17 protein-coding genes are annotated in these 13,836 nt (G+C 59.5%); 8 read left to right on the top strand and 9 right to left on the bottom strand.

The features are described from left to right. Positions 1 to 8 precede the first annotated feature (8 nt). From KVG87_RS22005 to recX, 3 genes are all read left to right on the top strand, one after another. On the top strand, positions 9 to 509 hold the full coding sequence (locus tag KVG87_RS22005) for a CinA family protein (protein WP_076566185.1): 501 nt from the start codon (positions 9 to 11) through the stop codon (positions 507 to 509). Positions 510 to 592: 83 nt separating this feature from the next. After that, the gene (recA, locus tag KVG87_RS22000) at positions 593 to 1,651 is read left to right on the top strand and encodes a recombinase RecA (RefSeq protein WP_024011876.1); all 1,059 of its coding nucleotides are present in this window, start codon (positions 593 to 595) and stop codon (positions 1,649 to 1,651) included. Positions 1,652 to 1,659: 8 nt separating this feature from the next. Next, entirely contained in the window at positions 1,660 to 2,130 is a 471-nt protein-coding gene (gene recX / locus KVG87_RS21995) for a recombination regulator RecX (RefSeq protein WP_024011877.1), read from the top strand. 59 nt (positions 2,131 to 2,189) lie between these two features. Here recX and KVG87_RS21990 read toward each other — a convergent pair whose 3' ends face one another. Further along, positions 2,190 to 3,305, bottom strand: coding sequence for an LOG family protein (locus KVG87_RS21990; protein WP_217852571.1), 1,116 nt, complete (start codon positions 3,303 to 3,305; stop codon positions 2,190 to 2,192). 341 nt (positions 3,306 to 3,646) lie between these two features. On the opposite strand from KVG87_RS21990, the gene KVG87_RS21985 reads away from it, so the two are divergent. Then, entirely contained in the window at positions 3,647 to 3,844 is a 198-nt protein-coding gene (locus tag KVG87_RS21985) for a hypothetical protein (RefSeq protein ID WP_016770569.1), read from the top strand. Here KVG87_RS21985 and KVG87_RS21980 read toward each other — a convergent pair whose 3' ends face one another. Beyond that, on the bottom strand, positions 3,845 to 4,270 hold the full coding sequence (locus KVG87_RS21980) for a PA3611 family quorum-sensing-regulated virulence factor (protein ID WP_007908738.1): 426 nt from the start codon (positions 4,268 to 4,270) through the stop codon (positions 3,845 to 3,847). Between the two features lie 189 nt (positions 4,271 to 4,459). Between KVG87_RS21980 and KVG87_RS21975 the strand changes: the two genes are divergently transcribed. The 3 genes from KVG87_RS21975 to KVG87_RS21965 all read left to right on the top strand — a co-directional run bounded on the left by KVG87_RS21975 (position 4,460) and on the right by KVG87_RS21965 (position 6,517). Further along, positions 4,460 to 5,206, top strand: a complete 747-nt coding sequence (locus KVG87_RS21975) for a tRNA-uridine aminocarboxypropyltransferase (RefSeq protein ID WP_130930165.1) — start codon at positions 4,460 to 4,462, stop codon at positions 5,204 to 5,206. Positions 5,207 to 5,429: 223 nt separating this feature from the next. Beyond that, on the top strand, positions 5,430 to 6,080 hold the full coding sequence (gene erdR, locus KVG87_RS21970) for a response regulator transcription factor ErdR (RefSeq protein WP_016771412.1): 651 nt from the start codon (positions 5,430 to 5,432) through the stop codon (positions 6,078 to 6,080). A gap of 74 nt (positions 6,081 to 6,154) precedes the next feature. After that, positions 6,155 to 6,517, top strand: coding sequence for a diacylglycerol kinase (locus KVG87_RS21965; RefSeq protein WP_016771411.1), 363 nt, complete (start codon positions 6,155 to 6,157; stop codon positions 6,515 to 6,517). Here the strand turns inward: KVG87_RS21965 and KVG87_RS21960 are convergent. Then, entirely contained in the window at positions 6,514 to 7,440 is a 927-nt protein-coding gene (locus KVG87_RS21960; RefSeq protein WP_024011881.1) for a LysR family transcriptional regulator, read from the bottom strand. The two genes, KVG87_RS21965 and KVG87_RS21960, sit on opposite strands and share 4 nt — an antisense overlap. 132 nt (positions 7,441 to 7,572) lie before the next feature. On the opposite strand from KVG87_RS21960, the gene fpr reads away from it, so the two are divergent. Further along, positions 7,573 to 8,352 (top strand): ferredoxin-NADP reductase, encoded by a 780-nt coding sequence (gene fpr / locus KVG87_RS21955; RefSeq protein WP_007908723.1) that lies wholly within the window; start codon positions 7,573 to 7,575, stop codon positions 8,350 to 8,352. 170 nt (positions 8,353 to 8,522) lie between these two features. On the opposite strand, the gene tsaA is transcribed toward fpr, so the two are convergent. The 6 genes from tsaA to rimO form a co-directional block, all read right to left on the bottom strand. Next, positions 8,523 to 9,221 (bottom strand): tRNA (N6-threonylcarbamoyladenosine(37)-N6)-methyltransferase TrmO, encoded by a 699-nt coding sequence (tsaA, locus tag KVG87_RS21950; protein WP_217852568.1) that lies wholly within the window; start codon positions 9,219 to 9,221, stop codon positions 8,523 to 8,525. 182 nt (positions 9,222 to 9,403) lie between these two features. Beyond that, positions 9,404 to 10,174: an SDR family oxidoreductase gene (locus KVG87_RS21945; RefSeq protein ID WP_217852565.1), complete on the bottom strand. Its 771-nt coding sequence runs from the start codon at positions 10,172 to 10,174 to the stop codon at positions 9,404 to 9,406. 129 nt (positions 10,175 to 10,303) lie between these two features. Next, entirely contained in the window at positions 10,304 to 10,771 is a 468-nt protein-coding gene (locus tag KVG87_RS21940; protein WP_016771408.1) for a YehS family protein, read from the bottom strand. 70 nt (positions 10,772 to 10,841) lie between these two features. Beyond that, positions 10,842 to 11,552 carry an rRNA pseudouridine synthase gene (locus KVG87_RS21935; protein ID WP_024011885.1) on the bottom strand — a complete coding sequence of 237 codons (711 nt, stop codon included), beginning with the start codon at positions 11,550 to 11,552 and terminating at the stop codon, positions 10,842 to 10,844. A gap of 191 nt (positions 11,553 to 11,743) precedes the next feature. Beyond that, a complete protein-coding gene (locus tag KVG87_RS21930; protein WP_110645929.1) occupies positions 11,744 to 12,217 on the bottom strand; it encodes a GNAT family N-acetyltransferase in 474 nt (157 codons plus the stop codon). Between the two features lie 218 nt (positions 12,218 to 12,435). Then, on the bottom strand, positions 12,436 to 13,773 hold the full coding sequence (rimO, locus tag KVG87_RS21925) for a 30S ribosomal protein S12 methylthiotransferase RimO (protein ID WP_024011887.1): 1,338 nt from the start codon (positions 13,771 to 13,773) through the stop codon (positions 12,436 to 12,438). Between the last annotated feature and the right edge of the window lie 63 nt (positions 13,774 to 13,836).

The raw sequence follows: 13,836 nt of genomic DNA, 5'->3' as shown, positions 1-13,836 counted from the left end.
AGCTCGCCGTGAAAGAGACCACCCAACTGGCCGCAGAACTGGGCCGACGTCTGCAAGTGCTCAATGCCCATGTCACTACCGCCGAGTCCTGCACAGGTGGCGGGATTGCCGAAGCGATTACGCGGATTCCGGGCAGTTCGGCCTGGTTTGAAGCGGGGTACGTGACGTATTCCAATCGGCAGAAGACGCGGCAGCTGGATGTGCCGGGCGATTTGTTCGAGACGGTAGGGGCGGTCAGTCGCGAAGTGGTCGAGGCCATGGTGCGCGGTGCGCAGCGGCACAGCCTGGCGCATTTTGCCGTGGCGGTCAGCGGTGTCGCCGGTCCCGACGGCGGCACGCCGAACAAACCGGTGGGCACGGTGTGGCTGGCCTGGGGTGTGGGCGATGAGGTTTATAGCGAGGTTCAGCACTTCCCCGGTGGTCGTGATGAAGTCCGCCGACAAACGGTGAAGGCCGCGCTAGAGGGGCTTGTGCGACTAGCGGCACGAGAAATCGAAAATCAGGGGTAGGCGATCTTCGAACGCTGTGGAATAATACTGGCTACTTATACAGGTGTTGGCCGTCAGGCCTTATTGATTACGTGAGGACTTTAATGGACGACAACAAGAAGAAAGCCTTGGCTGCGGCCCTGGGTCAGATCGAACGTCAATTCGGCAAGGGTGCCGTAATGCGTATGGGCGATCAGGACCGTCAGGCGATCCCGGCCATCTCTACTGGCTCTCTGGGTCTGGACATTGCACTCGGCATCGGCGGTCTGCCAAAAGGCCGTATTGTTGAAATCTACGGACCTGAATCCTCCGGTAAAACCACACTGACCTTGTCCGTGATCGCCCAGGCGCAGAAAGCCGGCGCGACCTGCGCATTCGTCGACGCCGAACACGCGCTCGATCCAGAGTACGCCGGCAAGCTGGGCGTCAACGTTGACGACCTGCTGGTTTCCCAGCCGGACACCGGCGAACAGGCCCTGGAAATCACCGACATGCTGGTGCGCTCCAACGCCGTTGACGTGATCATCGTCGACTCCGTGGCGGCACTGGTACCAAAAGCTGAAATCGAAGGTGAAATGGGCGACATGCACGTCGGCCTGCAAGCACGTCTGATGTCTCAGGCGCTGCGTAAAATCACCGGTAACATCAAGAACGCCAACTGCCTGGTCATCTTCATCAACCAGATCCGTATGAAAATCGGCGTGATGTTCGGCAGCCCGGAAACCACCACCGGTGGTAACGCGCTGAAGTTCTACGCCTCGGTTCGTCTCGACATCCGCCGTACTGGCGCGGTGAAGGAAGGCGACGAAGTGGTCGGCAGCGAAACTCGCGTCAAGGTTGTGAAGAACAAGGTGGCTTCGCCGTTCCGTCAGGCCGAGTTCCAGATTCTTTACGGCAAAGGCATTTACCTCAACGGCGAGATGATCGACCTGGGTGTGCTGCACGGTTTTGTCGAGAAGTCCGGCGCCTGGTACGCCTACGAAGGCACCAAGATCGGTCAGGGCAAGGCCAACTCGGCCAAGTTCCTGGCGGACAACCCGGAAATTGCCGCGAAGCTCGAGAAGCAGCTGCGTGACAAGTTGCTGTCGCCAGCGGTGATCGCGGACTCCAAGGCCTCGGCGGTCAAAGAGACCGAAGACGACCTGGCCGACGCTGACCTCTGATACCAGCGATGACCACCGCCGTACTGGATACCCTCGTCGCGGTGCGGCGAACCGCCATGGACCTGCTCGCACGTCGCGAGCATGGTCGAGTCGAGTTGACGCGTAAGCTGCGTCAGCGCGGCGCCGAGGCGGAGCTGATCGAAACAGCCCTCGACCGTTTGACGGAAGAGGGGCTGCTTTCCGAAGCCCGCTACCTTGAAAGTTTTGTTTCCTACCGCGCCCGTTCCGGCTATGGCCCTCTGCGAATTCGCGAGGAGCTCAGCCAGCGGGGTTTGCAACGTACCGATATCGAAATCGCCCTGCGCGAAAGCGGTATCAACTGGCAGGCGCAGCTTCAGGATACGTGGCAACGCAAGTTCTCCGGGCATTTACCGATTGATGCGAAAGAGCGGGCCAAGCAAGGCCGGTTTCTGGCGTATCGGGGGTTCTCGATGGAGATGATCAACCGCTTGTTCAGCGGTCGAGGGATGGACGATTAGACCGATTCAACAAAAAAGGCCCGCTATTTTTTAAAAAATAGCGGGCCTTTTTTTTGCCTTCAGATCACGTTGAAAGGCTCGAGTGAGCGTTGTGCAGTGGGCGGTTTCGAATCGGCCCAGTTTTCCGGCAGGTTGATAAAGTCCACCAACTCCCTCAGACGACCATGGGTACGGCCATTGAAGGCAAACGCCAGCCGTGCCAGATGGCTGAACTGTGCATCGTCGTGTTCTTCACCGCTGTAGGCGTGTTGGTGGAACTGGTCGCTCAGGCACAGATCAGCAAACTCCTCCTGCATCTGCGCCAGCGCCTGATCGCTGAGCTTGTAGTTCATGCGAATCACAAATTGCCGCTTGAGCCAGCGGCTGGAGTGGAAGTTGCTGTAAAACTGGTTGATCTCGTCCACCGCGTCTTCAACGCTGTAAACCAGTCGCATCAACTTCATATCGGTCGGCAGGATATAGCGGTTTTCTTCCAGCTGATTGCGGATGAAGTCCAGCGCACCTTGCCAGAAGGTACCGCCCGGAACATCCAGCAACACCACCGGCACCAAAGGGCTTTTGCCGGTCTGAATCAGCGTCAGCACTTCCAGCGCTTCATCAAGGGTGCCGAACCCGCCCGGGCACAGTACCAGCGCGTCTGCCTCTTTGACGAAGAATAGTTTTCGGGTGAAGAAAAAGTGGAATGGCAACAGATTGTCGGTGCCGTCGACGGTGGGGTTGGCATGTTGTTCGAAGGGCAGGGTGATGTTGAAACCCAAACTGTGGTCACGCCCGGCCCCTTCGTGGGCGGCGGCCATGATGCCGCCGCCGGCGCCGGTGATGACCATCATCTCTGCACGCGTCAGCGCTGCGCCGAGTTCGCGGGCCATCGCGTATAGCGGATGTTCCACTGGCGTACGTGCCGAGCCGAACACGGTGACTTTGCGCCGGCCCTTGAATTGTTCGAGCACGCGAAACGCCTGCTCCAGTTCACGCAGGGCTTGCAGGGTGATCTTGGCGTTCCAGCGGTTGTGGTCTTCCTGAGCCATGCGCAGCACGGTGAGGATCATGTCGCGGTAGATGGGGATGTTCGGGCTGTCGGTGGAAACACGGTTGAGTTGGGCTTCGACCTGGCTGATGAGGTCGCCGCTTTCCTGAAAATGACGGCTCAAGAGGTCGTTCGGTTGATAAGGCATTCAACGTCTCCTTCTGTACAGAGCGGGTAGCCCGGACAACCAGCGTCCGGGTCGCACTGCAAAAACACACAGGGCCGGCAGTTCCATTTCTGCCGTTAACGAATGATCGGGAATACTCTCAATCTAGACCCTCGCACGCATTCGCGCTGACTTGAACAGTGCGCTGTAACGTTTTGCCTGGCAACCGCTTACTGATTTGCGCCAAACCATCGCCGCTCGTCTGAACGTATCGCAAAGGGCCATCACTCTGATTTACTCAAATACAGACGTCGCAAGACAACCTTGCGTTTGCGCAAGGCCAGGCAATTCAAGGATTCGTGGGTGGCAAGGAGGCGGGATGCATGGTCAGAGTGGTTCTGGAGATCGATACGCAGCTGTATCGAATGTTGCAGGAGTCGGCCGAGACGCATCAATTGAGTCTCGAAGAAGAGTGCTGCCGACGATTGGCCGGCGGCGAGCGTCGGTCGCGCTATCTGCAGGCGCTAGTGGCGGAATTGCGCGCCGAGGATGAGCAGCGGCGCGCCAAGGCTTCGCGCTGATTACTTCTTCTTCGCTGGCGCGGCTTTCGGGCAATCGGATTCCTGGTAACTGGCCGAGCCGATCGCTTTGTTGGTTTTCACTTCGGTGAAGTCGTAACGCATGATCGCGCCCTTGGCCATCAGCTTGCGGTACGACGGGTTGTTGCACACCGACGCGCCCAACTGGAAATACACAGCCTTGGGATCGGCGCGCATCTTGTCGGCGTGGCTCTTTTGCACGCTCAGATGGTTGATCAGCTGCGTGCCTTCGACGGTGTAGCCTTGATCAAGAATGTCTTCATTGATCGCCCGTGGCGTGCCGACGCTGCTTTGGGCGGCGACGTTGCGCAGCTCTCTGTTCAGATTCTGCTCACTCAGGGACGCAGCCTGAGCGGTAAAGGACGACGCCAGCAGAATGGCAGCGGTGGGAACGATAAGGCGCAGCATGAAACTCTCCTGATTCGGTGACTGGTGGTTCGACCCGTCACGGGGCGGTGCGTTCAGTGGCGGCGAATTATAGGGGAGCCGGTCTGGACGGTACAGGCTTGTGGCCGTCGCTCTGGTAAACTGCCGGCCTTTATTGCCCTGCCGAGTGTCGTTCGTGTCGAGTTTCCCTGTCTGCCGGTGTTGCCTGCGATGAACCATGCCCCCAACGCCGTGGCCCGCCTGCGCGATCAGCGTGAGGACGAAGGTATCAAGCCGATTCAGGCGCGCGGCTTTCGCTCCGAGCGTTGCCGCGATTGCCGGGTCATCATCAGTCATTGCCTGTGCGCGTGGCGGCCAAGCGTCGACACCCGTTCCGGCGTGTGCCTGATCATGACCGGCAAGGAAGTGTTCAAGCCAAGCAACACCGGTTGGCTGATTGCCGATGTGGTGCGCGACAACCATGCGTTCATCTGGTCACGCACCGAGCCCGACCCGCAGATGCTTGCACTGCTCAACGATCCGCAATGGCAGCCGTACCTGGTGTTTCCGGGTGAGTATGTCGAACCGTCGCGGGTGACCAACACGGTGACAGTCGATAGCAGCAAGCGCCCGCTGTTCATTTTGCTCGATGCGACCTGGACCGAGGCGCGCAAGATCTTTCGCAAGAGTCCGTATTTCGACCGCTTGCCAATCCTCAGCCTGCTGCCCGACAAACTCTCGCGCTATCGCTTGCGCCGTTCGACCCGCAGCGAGCACCTGTGCACCGCTGAAGTTGCGGCGTTGTGCCTGGAGCTGGCCGGTGACAGCGCTGCCGCTTCGGCGCTGGACGCCTATTTCGATGTGTTCAGCCAGCATTACCTCGGTGCCAAGCAGCAACTGGACATGAATGAATCAACGCCCGCTCACGCCGAGCTGTTGCCCTATATACGAAAGCCGCAGCCGGCGTTGGCCCGATAGTGGCCCATACTGTCGACAGCGCTGGCCATCTTGCTTGACCACCTCGGCTGCGCTGGGCATGCTTGGCGCCGATTAGGGTGCGGCCAAGGTTTGAGACGCCGTGTTTGCTGTTGATTGGCGTTGAACGTGCCCCTGTGGATATCGCTTCCAAGCGCTGTCTCGAGTTGCTTTGGCCAGGCCGGAATCTACCGCGTCTGCCATCAAAAACAGGATCATTTGAAAAATGGCCACATACGACATCCTGATTGCCGATGATCACCCCCTGTTTCGCAGCGCCCTGCACCAAGCGGTGACGCTGGGCCTTGGCCCGGACGTGCGACTGGTGGAAGTGGCGAGCATCGCCGAACTGGAAGCGCGCCTGACCGAAAAGGCTGACTGGGATCTGGTCCTGCTGGATCTGAACATGCCCGGCGCCTACGGTTTTTCCGGGCTGGTGCTGCTGCGCGGGCAGTATCCGCAGATTCCGGTGGTGATGGTCTCTGCTCAGGAAGAAGCCTCGGTGATGGTCAAATCCCGCGAATTCGGCGCCAGTGGTTTCATTCCCAAGTCCAGCGATCTGAGCGTGATTCAGGAAGCGGTGCGCAAGGTGCTCGATGGCGACGTGTTTTGGCCGCCGCAAGCGTTCGAAGCAGTCAGCGTGTCGGATGAGGCGAAAGCTGCCAGTGATGGCCTCGCCAGCCTGACGCCGCAACAGTTCCGGGTGCTGACCATGGTCTGCGAAGGTCTGCTGAACAAGCAGATCGCTTATGAGCTGAGCGTGTCGGAAGCGACCATCAAGGCCCACGTCACGGCGATCTTTCGCAAATTGAACGTGCGCACTCGCACGCAAGCGGCTTTACTGCTGCAACAACTTGAGTCAATTCCGAGCCAGTGATGGCTGGCGGTTTCACGCTTTTTTGACTTTCGTTGATCTAGCTTCCCCACACCTTTTTGGCTGGTTTCTTTCTTATGTCACCTTTCAAGGGCCAGACCGGCCTGAAACGCATCCTCAACGCGTCCGGCTATTCGCTCGATGGCCTGCGCGCTGCCTTCACCGGCGAAGCGGCGTTCCGTCAATTGGTGCTGCTCAACGTGGTGCTGATTCCGCTGACGTTCTTCCTCAATGTCAGCCGGGTCGAGCAGGCGGTGTTGATCGCGGTTTGCTTGCTGGCGCTGATTGTCGAGCTGCTCAATTCGGCGGTGGAAGCGGCCATTGACCGCATCTCGCTGGAATTGCACCCGCTGTCGAAGAACGCCAAGGACATGGGCAGCGCCGCGCAGTTCGTGGCGCTGAGCATGATCGGACTGGTTTGGGCGGTGATTCTGCTTTAAGCAATGGTCGGCAAGACGATCTCGTCGCTGCGCTGCACCCCGGCGGTGAAAGCGCGGCACAGCTCGAGAAACTCGCGCATTGCTGAAGTCTGGTACTTCTGTTTGTGCCAGATGAAATAGAACTGCCGGGCCAGATCCAGATCCGGCGTCTCCACCGGCACCAGACTGCCGCGCCGGAAGGCATCGCGCAGCGCCAGCCGCGAAATGCAGCCAATCCCCAGCCCTGATTCCACTGCGCGCTTGATCGCTTCGGTGTGTTCCAGCTCGAGACGAATGTTCAGCGCGCTGCGATGGTGACGCATGGCTTGGTCGAAGGTCAGCCGCGTGCCGGAACCCTGTTCCCGCAGAATCCACGCCTCATGGGTCAGCTCTTCCATAGTCGCACTGCCGCGTTTGGCCAACGGATGCTGCGGCGCGCAAAACACCACCAGCTCATCCTCGACCCAACTCTGCACTTCGATGTCCGGGTGGCTGCAATCGCCTTCGATTAGACCCAGATCAATTTCGTAGTGGGCGACCTGCTGCACGATATTGGCAGTGTTCTGTACGTGCAGCTTGACCTGACTTTCCGGGTGGCGCTGCATGAAGCTGCCGATCAGCAGGGTGGCCAGATAGTTGCCAATAGTCAGCGTCGCCCCCACTGATAGAGAGCCGAACCCGGATTTGCCATTGAGCAGGTCTTCGATTTCCTTGGCCTGGTCGAGCAGGGCCACCGCTTGCGGCAACAGTTGTTTGCCGAGGGCGTTGAGGCTCAGGCGTTTGCCGGCGCGGTCGAACAGCTGGCAGCTGGACTGGCGCTCGAGCTCGGTGATCGAAGTGCTGGCCGCCGATTGCGAGAGGTTGAGCAGACCCGCAGCACGGGATACGCTTTCCTGCTGGGCGACGGCGACGAAGACTTGCAGTTGACGGAGAGTAAATCGCATATCGATATAACCGATAACCCTTATCTTAATAATCCAGTTAACAGATATTGTCGTCGCTATTAGAATGCGATGCAATTGCGCACGTTGAGCCTCATTGAGCCGCGCAGACCAATCTCCAGGAGTCAAACGTACATGAGCAACATGAACCACGAGCGTGTCCTCAGTGTTCATCACTGGAACGACACTCTGTTCAGCTTCAAGTGCACCCGCGATCCGGGCCTGCGCTTCGAGAACGGTCAGTTCGTGATGATCGGCCTGCAACAGCCCAACGGCCGCCCGCTTATGCGCGCTTACTCGATCGCCAGCCCGAACTGGGAAGAGCATCTCGAGTTCTTCAGCATCAAAGTGCAGGACGGTCCGCTGACCTCCCAGCTGCAGCACTTGAAGGAAGGCGACGAGATCATCATCTCGAAGAAGCCTACCGGCACGCTGGTTCTTGATGACCTGAACCCGGGCAAGCACCTGTACCTGCTGAGCACCGGCACCGGTCTGGCGCCGTTCATGAGCGTCATTCAGGACCCGGAAACCTACGAGCGCTTTGAGAAAGTGATCCTGGTTCACGGTGTGCGTTACGTCAACGAAGTGGCCTACCGCGAGTTCATCACCGAGCACCTGCCGCAGAACGAGTTCTTCGGCGAGGCGCTGCGTGACAAGTTGATCTACTACCCGACCGTGACCCGCGAGCCGTTCGAGAATCAGGGCCGCCTGACTGACCTGATGCGCAGCGGCAAGCTGTTCAGCGACATCGGCCTGCCACCGATCAACCCGCAGGACGACCGCGCAATGATCTGCGGCAGCCCGAGCATGCTCGACGAGACCAGCGAAGTGCTCGACAGCTTCGGCCTGAAAATCTCGGCGCGGATGCGCGAGCCGGGTGATTACCTGATCGAGCGTGCGTTCGTCGAAAAATAACCTGCGATACCTGTGGGAGCGAGCCCGCTCGCGAAAGCAGTCTGTCATCAACATTGATGTTGGCTGACACGACGCCTTCGCGAGCAGGCTCGCTCCCACAGTGATTTTGTATTGAATGTAAAAGCCCGCGTTGCCTGAGAAGGCAGCGCGGGCTTTTTCGTTTGCGGGTTTTATGCCCCGGCCGGGATGACTTCCAGCACGCGGATCTGTTCGGGCGTCGGGTAATGCCAGCGCACGTCCAGATCCCAGAACTGCGCGCCATATTCACGTTCCGGTGCCGGTGTCTGATACGCCGGACGCGGATCCTGAGCCAGACATTGTTCAATCAGCTCAACCAATGGCTCTTCAAGCCGCTGAGCGTGGGCGTGCGCCTGTTTCAAAGCCGAATCCGTCCACTGCACGTCGATCAGCTGCGGCGCGGCGTTGGCGATGTCATTGGTTGCCCCCGGGATGATGTCGGCGTACGGCACGTACGGTTTGATATCCAGCACCGGCGTGCCGTCGAGCAGATCGATCCCGGAGATAAACAGCCGATTACCTTCGACCCTGTCCAGCTTCACCACCGACTGTCCAATGCCGTTCGGCCGGTGCGTGGCGCGGGTGGCAAACACGCCCATCGACTTGTTGCCGCCCAGCCGGGGCGGGCGCACTTTCAGGCGCGGTTTGTCTTCCAGGGCTTGGTGGAACAGAAACAACAGCCAAACATGACTGACCTGCTCCAGCCCCTGCACGGCGTCACCCTGATCGAACGGCGCGACCAGTTCCAGCACGCCACGAGCGGCTGGGGCCAGTTGTGGCTGGCGGGGGATGGCGAACTTCTCCTTGAAGCAGGAGCGCACGAAGCCGATGGGGGAAACGCTGTAAGTCATGGTCTGGGATCGAAGCGGGTAGGGCGGGCATGATAACCCGGCCCGCTTCAAGTCTGGTGGTGACAGGGCGGACGCCATCGCTGGCAAGCCAGCTCCCACAGGTTTTTGAGTGAACCTGGATTGTTCAAACACCAAAGAACCCTGTGGGAGCTGGCTTGCCAGCGATAGTCACACCGCCGATGTCAGAGGCTGAAGCCACCATCCAGCGGAATGATATTCCCGGTCATATAAGCCCCCGCCGTACTCGCCAGGCTAATCGCCAGCGCCGCCATCTCTTCCTCACGCCCCCAGCGCTTCATCGGAATCAACGCCGTATCCTCAGCCAACGCCTGTTCATCATTACCAATATGCTGGGTCATCTTGCTCGGAAAGCGACCCGGCGCAATCACGTTGACGTTGATGTGCTGGCTCACCAGTTCTCGCGCCAGAATGCGCGACAACTGATGCAGAGCGGCCTTGCTCGGCCCATAGGCGTAAGCCTGCTCGCCAAACGAAGAAATCCCCGCCACCGAACCGATATTGATGATCCGCGCCGGATTCGCCGCCGAGCCAGCCCTGCGCAGCAACGGCAGGAACTGCTGGATGCAACTGAACACCGACGTCACGTTGAGCTGCATGACCTTCTCCCAGCCCTTGACCGGATAACTCTCCAGCGGCGCGCCCCACGTGGTGCCCGCATTGTTCACCAGAATGTCCAGATGAGTGATCTGCTCACCCAGACGCGCGGCCAGTTCCCTCACGCCTTCCTCGGTCGCCAGATTTGCCGCCACGCCGTGGCAAATGCCCATGGCGCCGAGTTCTTCGGCGGTTTGATGGCAGGCTTCGACGTCGCGCGAGCACACGTAGACATGGGCGCCGGCCTCGACGAAGGCCTTGGCGATCATTTTGCCGATACCACGAGTACCGCCAGTCACCAGAGCGGTGCGGCCTTGCAGGGAAAAGTAGGGATGCATGGCGAATCCTGAAGATTAGGGGATCAGTACACTCTAGGCCATGCGGCCAGCTTCGAGCTGCAAGCTACAAGCGGCAAGTCAAACACCGTGCCCCGCCTTGCCGCTTGTAGCTTGCAGCTTGCAGCTGCTTTACGCTCTCACGCGCAGCGTGAGCCCTTTGAGGAAGTTACGCAGCAACTGGTCACCACACGGACGGTAGTTGGTGTGGCCGACCTTGCGGAACAGCGCGCTCAGTTCAGGTTTGGATACCGGAAACTCGGCGGCTTTGAGGATCGCGTGCATGTCGTCTTCTTTCAGCTCGAAGGCCACACGCAGTTTTTTCAGGATGATGTTGTTGGTCACCGGCACTTCGATCGGCTGCGGCGGACGGCTTTCGTCCTTGCCGCGCTTGAAGATCACCAGGCCGTCGAGGAAGTGCGCGATGACTTCGTCCGGGCAGCGTACGAAGCCTTCTTCGTCTTCTTCTTTCTTGTCGAGCCAGGTGATGACATCGGCGAGCGTGACGTCCATGCCACCCAGTTTGATGATCTCGACAACTTTTTTGTCGCTGATGTCGAGCATGTAGCGCACGCTGCGCAGTACGTCGTTATGAACCATGTCGGTATTCCTGATGCGTTGTGGGCAGCGCTCGTAAGCGCTGCCGGAATGTGTGGCGGCAGTGGAAGTTCTAGAACTTCTCTTTGCCGGACAGGTAGCGCCATTGGCCAACCGGGACCTTGCCGATCGACACGCCGCCGATGCGGATGCGGCGGATGCCGATGACCTTCAGGCCAACCGCTTCGCAGAACTGCGCGATGATTCCCGGCTGCGGGTTTTTCATGGCGAAGCGCAGACGGTTTTCGTTCTGCCAACTGGCCTTCACCGGCGGCAGCTCCTTGCCCTTGTGCGTCAGGCCGTGTTGCAGGCGATTGAGGCCGTGGGCAGCCATCTCACCTTCGACTTCGACGATGTATTCCTGCTCGATCTTCGCCGCGTCGGCGGTGAGCTTGCGCAGGATTTTCCAGTCCTGGGTGAACACCAGCAGGCCGCTGGCCTTGGGCTGCAGGTCGGCGCTGGCGGTCAGGCGCAGGAAATGCCCGCGCAACGGACGCTTGCCGTAGCGATGCTCTTCGCTGAGAGTTTCGGCGCTGAGCGTTTGCATGGCGCTGTCGACATCCATGCCGGCGGGCGCGTTGAGCAGGATGGTCACCGGCTCCGGCGCAGTGGCCTTGGCGTCCTTGTCGAGCTCGACCTTTTGCTCGCCGACCTTGAATTGCGGCTCATCGATGACTTCGCCGTCCACGGTGACCCAGCCGCCCTCGATGAACAGCTCGGCCTCCCGGCGGGAGCAACCGACCAGTTCGATGAGGCGTTTGGAGAGGCGAATCGGGTCAGTCATGACGAGGCCGTAACAAAAAAGGGGTGGGCATTGTACCTGTGTGGAAGCGGTTAAGCCCGGTTCCATTTGCAGGCGCTGTATCCAATGTGGGAGCGAGCCTGCTCGCGAAGGCGTCCTGCCAGTCTATGTGTGCAGTGACTGGTACACCGCATTCGCGAGCAGGCTCGCTCCCACAGGGGTTCCATGGTGTGTCAGCCGTTGCCTGAGCGCTGTTGGGACTGCCGCAAGCGCATATGCAGCAGCGGATACGGCTGGCCCATGCCATCGACCTCGGAGCGGCCGATCACTTCAAATCCCTGCTTTTCATAAAAACCCAAGGCTTGCGGGTTCTGCTCATTGACGTCGAGTTCATCGGCGTTGAGCCGTTCGATCGCATAGCGCAGCAACTGCTTGCCCAAGCCTTGACCACGATGATCAGGATCGATGAACAACATTTCAATCTTGCCCGCCGCCACACCGGCAAAACCGGTGATGCGCTGCTGGCGATCCTTGGTGCAGATCAGCATGACCGCATCGAGATAGCGGGTGAGCACCAGATTGCGCAGCAGCTCGATATAGCTGTCCGGCAGGAACTGGTGAGTCGCACGGACCGAGGCCTCCCAGACCCGGGTCAGTTCTTCGTAATCGCTGATTTTCGGTGTGTGAATGACCGAATGCTGACGCATGTGCGTGTGCCTCTTGTGCGGTTCAAGGGAGTCCGTCCCCCGCTAAACGATAGCCGCAAAAAAGCCCCGCATCTCGTAAAAGAGCGGGGCTTCTGGATACAGCGCTATTCACTTGTGGGAGCGAGCCTGCTCGCGAAAGCATTGTGTCAGGCAATATTTGCAGCGACTGACCCAGCGCATTCGCGAGCAGGCTCGCTCCCACAGGTATTTTGTGGTGCTTAGATCTGCTCAGCCCACAGGTCGTATTCGTCGGCGTCAGTCACCTTGCACCAGACCTTGTCGCCCGGCTTCAGGTTGCTGCCATTGTCGATAAACACGTTGCCATCGATTTCCGGGGCGTCGAAGAAGCAACGGCCGACCGCACCTTGCTCGTCAACTTCATCCACCAGCACTTCAATCTCACGACCGATGCGCATTTGCAGGCGTGCCGAGCTGATCGCCTGCTGGTGCGCCATGAAGCGCTCCCAACGATCCTGCTTGACGTCGTCCGGTACCACTTCCAGATCCAGATCGTTGGCCGGAGCGCCATCGACCGGCGAGTACTGGAAGCAGCCGACGCGGTCGAGCTGGGCTTCGGTCAGCCAGTTGAGCAGGTACTGGAAGTCTTCTTCGGTTTCGCCCGGGAAGCCGACGATGAAGGTCGAACGGATGATCAGGTCCGGGCAGATTTCGCGCCAGTTCTTGATGCGCGCCAGGGTCTTGTCTTCGAACGCCGGGCGTTTCATCGACTTCAGGACTTTCGGGCTGGCGTGCTGGAACGGGATATCCAGGTACGGCAGGATCTTGCCGGCGGCCATCAGCGGGATCAGCTCGTCGACGTGCGGGTACGGGTAAACATAGTGCAGACGGACCCAGACGCCCAAGGTGCTCAACGCTTCGCAAAGCTCGGTCATGCGGGTTTTCACCGGCGCGCCGTTCCAGAAACCGGTGCGGTATTTCACGTCGACGCCGTAGGCGCTGGTGTCTTGCGAGATCACCAGCAGCTCTTTGACGCCGGATTTGACCAGGCGCTGCGCCTCGTCGAGCACATCGCCAACCGGACGACTGACCAGTTTGCCGCGCATCGACGGGATGATGCAGAACGAGCAGCTGTGGTTGCAGCCTTCGGAAATCTTCAAATACGCGTAGTGGCGCGGGGTCAGCTTGATGCCTTGCGGCGGCACCAGGTCGATCAGCGGGTTGTGATCCTGACGCGGCGGCACCACTTCGTGCACGGCGTTGACCACTTGCTCGTACTGCTGCGGGCCGGTCACGGCCAGCACGCTCGGGTGTACGTCGCGGATATTGCCTTCTTCCACGCCCATGCAACCGGTGACGATGACCTTGCCGTTTTCCTTGATCGCTTCACCGATCACTTCCAGCGACTCGGCCTTGGCCGAATCGATGAAGCCGCAGGTGTTGACCACCACGACGTCGGCGTCCTGATAGGTGGAAACCACGTCATAGCCTTCCATGCGCAGCTGGGTCAGGATGCGCTCGGAGTCGACCAGTGCTTTCGGGCAACCCAGAGATACAAAGCCAACCTTTGGATTGGCCGGCGCAGGAGTGGTGGACATGTCTAACCTCGGTGTTTTGTGACGTCGCTTGCATGGTGCGCAAACCGACGGATGGGCGCTTGA

It is taken from the genome of Pseudomonas siliginis, from assembly GCF_019145195.1.
Taxonomy (GTDB): Bacteria; Pseudomonadota; Gammaproteobacteria; order Pseudomonadales; family Pseudomonadaceae; genus Aquipseudomonas; species Aquipseudomonas siliginis.
This window is presented reverse-complemented; position numbering and strand designations above follow the sequence as displayed.

Coding starts and splice junctions, on each gene's coding strand:
- recA (WP_024011876.1), top strand. CDS start 593: ATGGACGACAACAAGAAGAAAGCCTTGGCTGCGGCCCTGGGTCAGATC.
- recX (WP_024011877.1), top strand. CDS start 1,660: ATGACCACCGCCGTACTGGATACCCTCGTCGCGGTGCGGCGAACCGCC.
- KVG87_RS21990 (WP_217852571.1), bottom strand. CDS start 3,305: ATGCCTTATCAACCGAACGACCTCTTGAGCCGTCATTTTCAGGAAAGC.
- KVG87_RS21985 (WP_016770569.1), top strand. CDS start 3,647: ATGGTCAGAGTGGTTCTGGAGATCGATACGCAGCTGTATCGAATGTTG.
- KVG87_RS21980 (WP_007908738.1), bottom strand. CDS start 4,270: ATGCTGCGCCTTATCGTTCCCACCGCTGCCATTCTGCTGGCGTCGTCC.
- KVG87_RS21975 (WP_130930165.1), top strand. CDS start 4,460: ATGAACCATGCCCCCAACGCCGTGGCCCGCCTGCGCGATCAGCGTGAG.
- erdR (WP_016771412.1), top strand. CDS start 5,430: ATGGCCACATACGACATCCTGATTGCCGATGATCACCCCCTGTTTCGC.
- KVG87_RS21965 (WP_016771411.1), top strand. CDS start 6,155: ATGTCACCTTTCAAGGGCCAGACCGGCCTGAAACGCATCCTCAACGCG.
- KVG87_RS21960 (WP_024011881.1), bottom strand. CDS start 7,440: ATGCGATTTACTCTCCGTCAACTGCAAGTCTTCGTCGCCGTCGCCCAG.
- fpr (WP_007908723.1), top strand. CDS start 7,573: ATGAGCAACATGAACCACGAGCGTGTCCTCAGTGTTCATCACTGGAAC.
- tsaA (WP_217852568.1), bottom strand. CDS start 9,221: ATGACTTACAGCGTTTCCCCCATCGGCTTCGTGCGCTCCTGCTTCAAG.
- KVG87_RS21945 (WP_217852565.1), bottom strand. CDS start 10,174: ATGCATCCCTACTTTTCCCTGCAAGGCCGCACCGCTCTGGTGACTGGC.
- KVG87_RS21940 (WP_016771408.1), bottom strand. CDS start 10,771: ATGGTTCATAACGACGTACTGCGCAGCGTGCGCTACATGCTCGACATC.
- KVG87_RS21935 (WP_024011885.1), bottom strand. CDS start 11,552: ATGACTGACCCGATTCGCCTCTCCAAACGCCTCATCGAACTGGTCGGT.
- KVG87_RS21930 (WP_110645929.1), bottom strand. CDS start 12,217: ATGCGTCAGCATTCGGTCATTCACACACCGAAAATCAGCGATTACGAA.
- rimO (WP_024011887.1), bottom strand. CDS start 13,773: ATGTCCACCACTCCTGCGCCGGCCAATCCAAAGGTTGGCTTTGTATCT.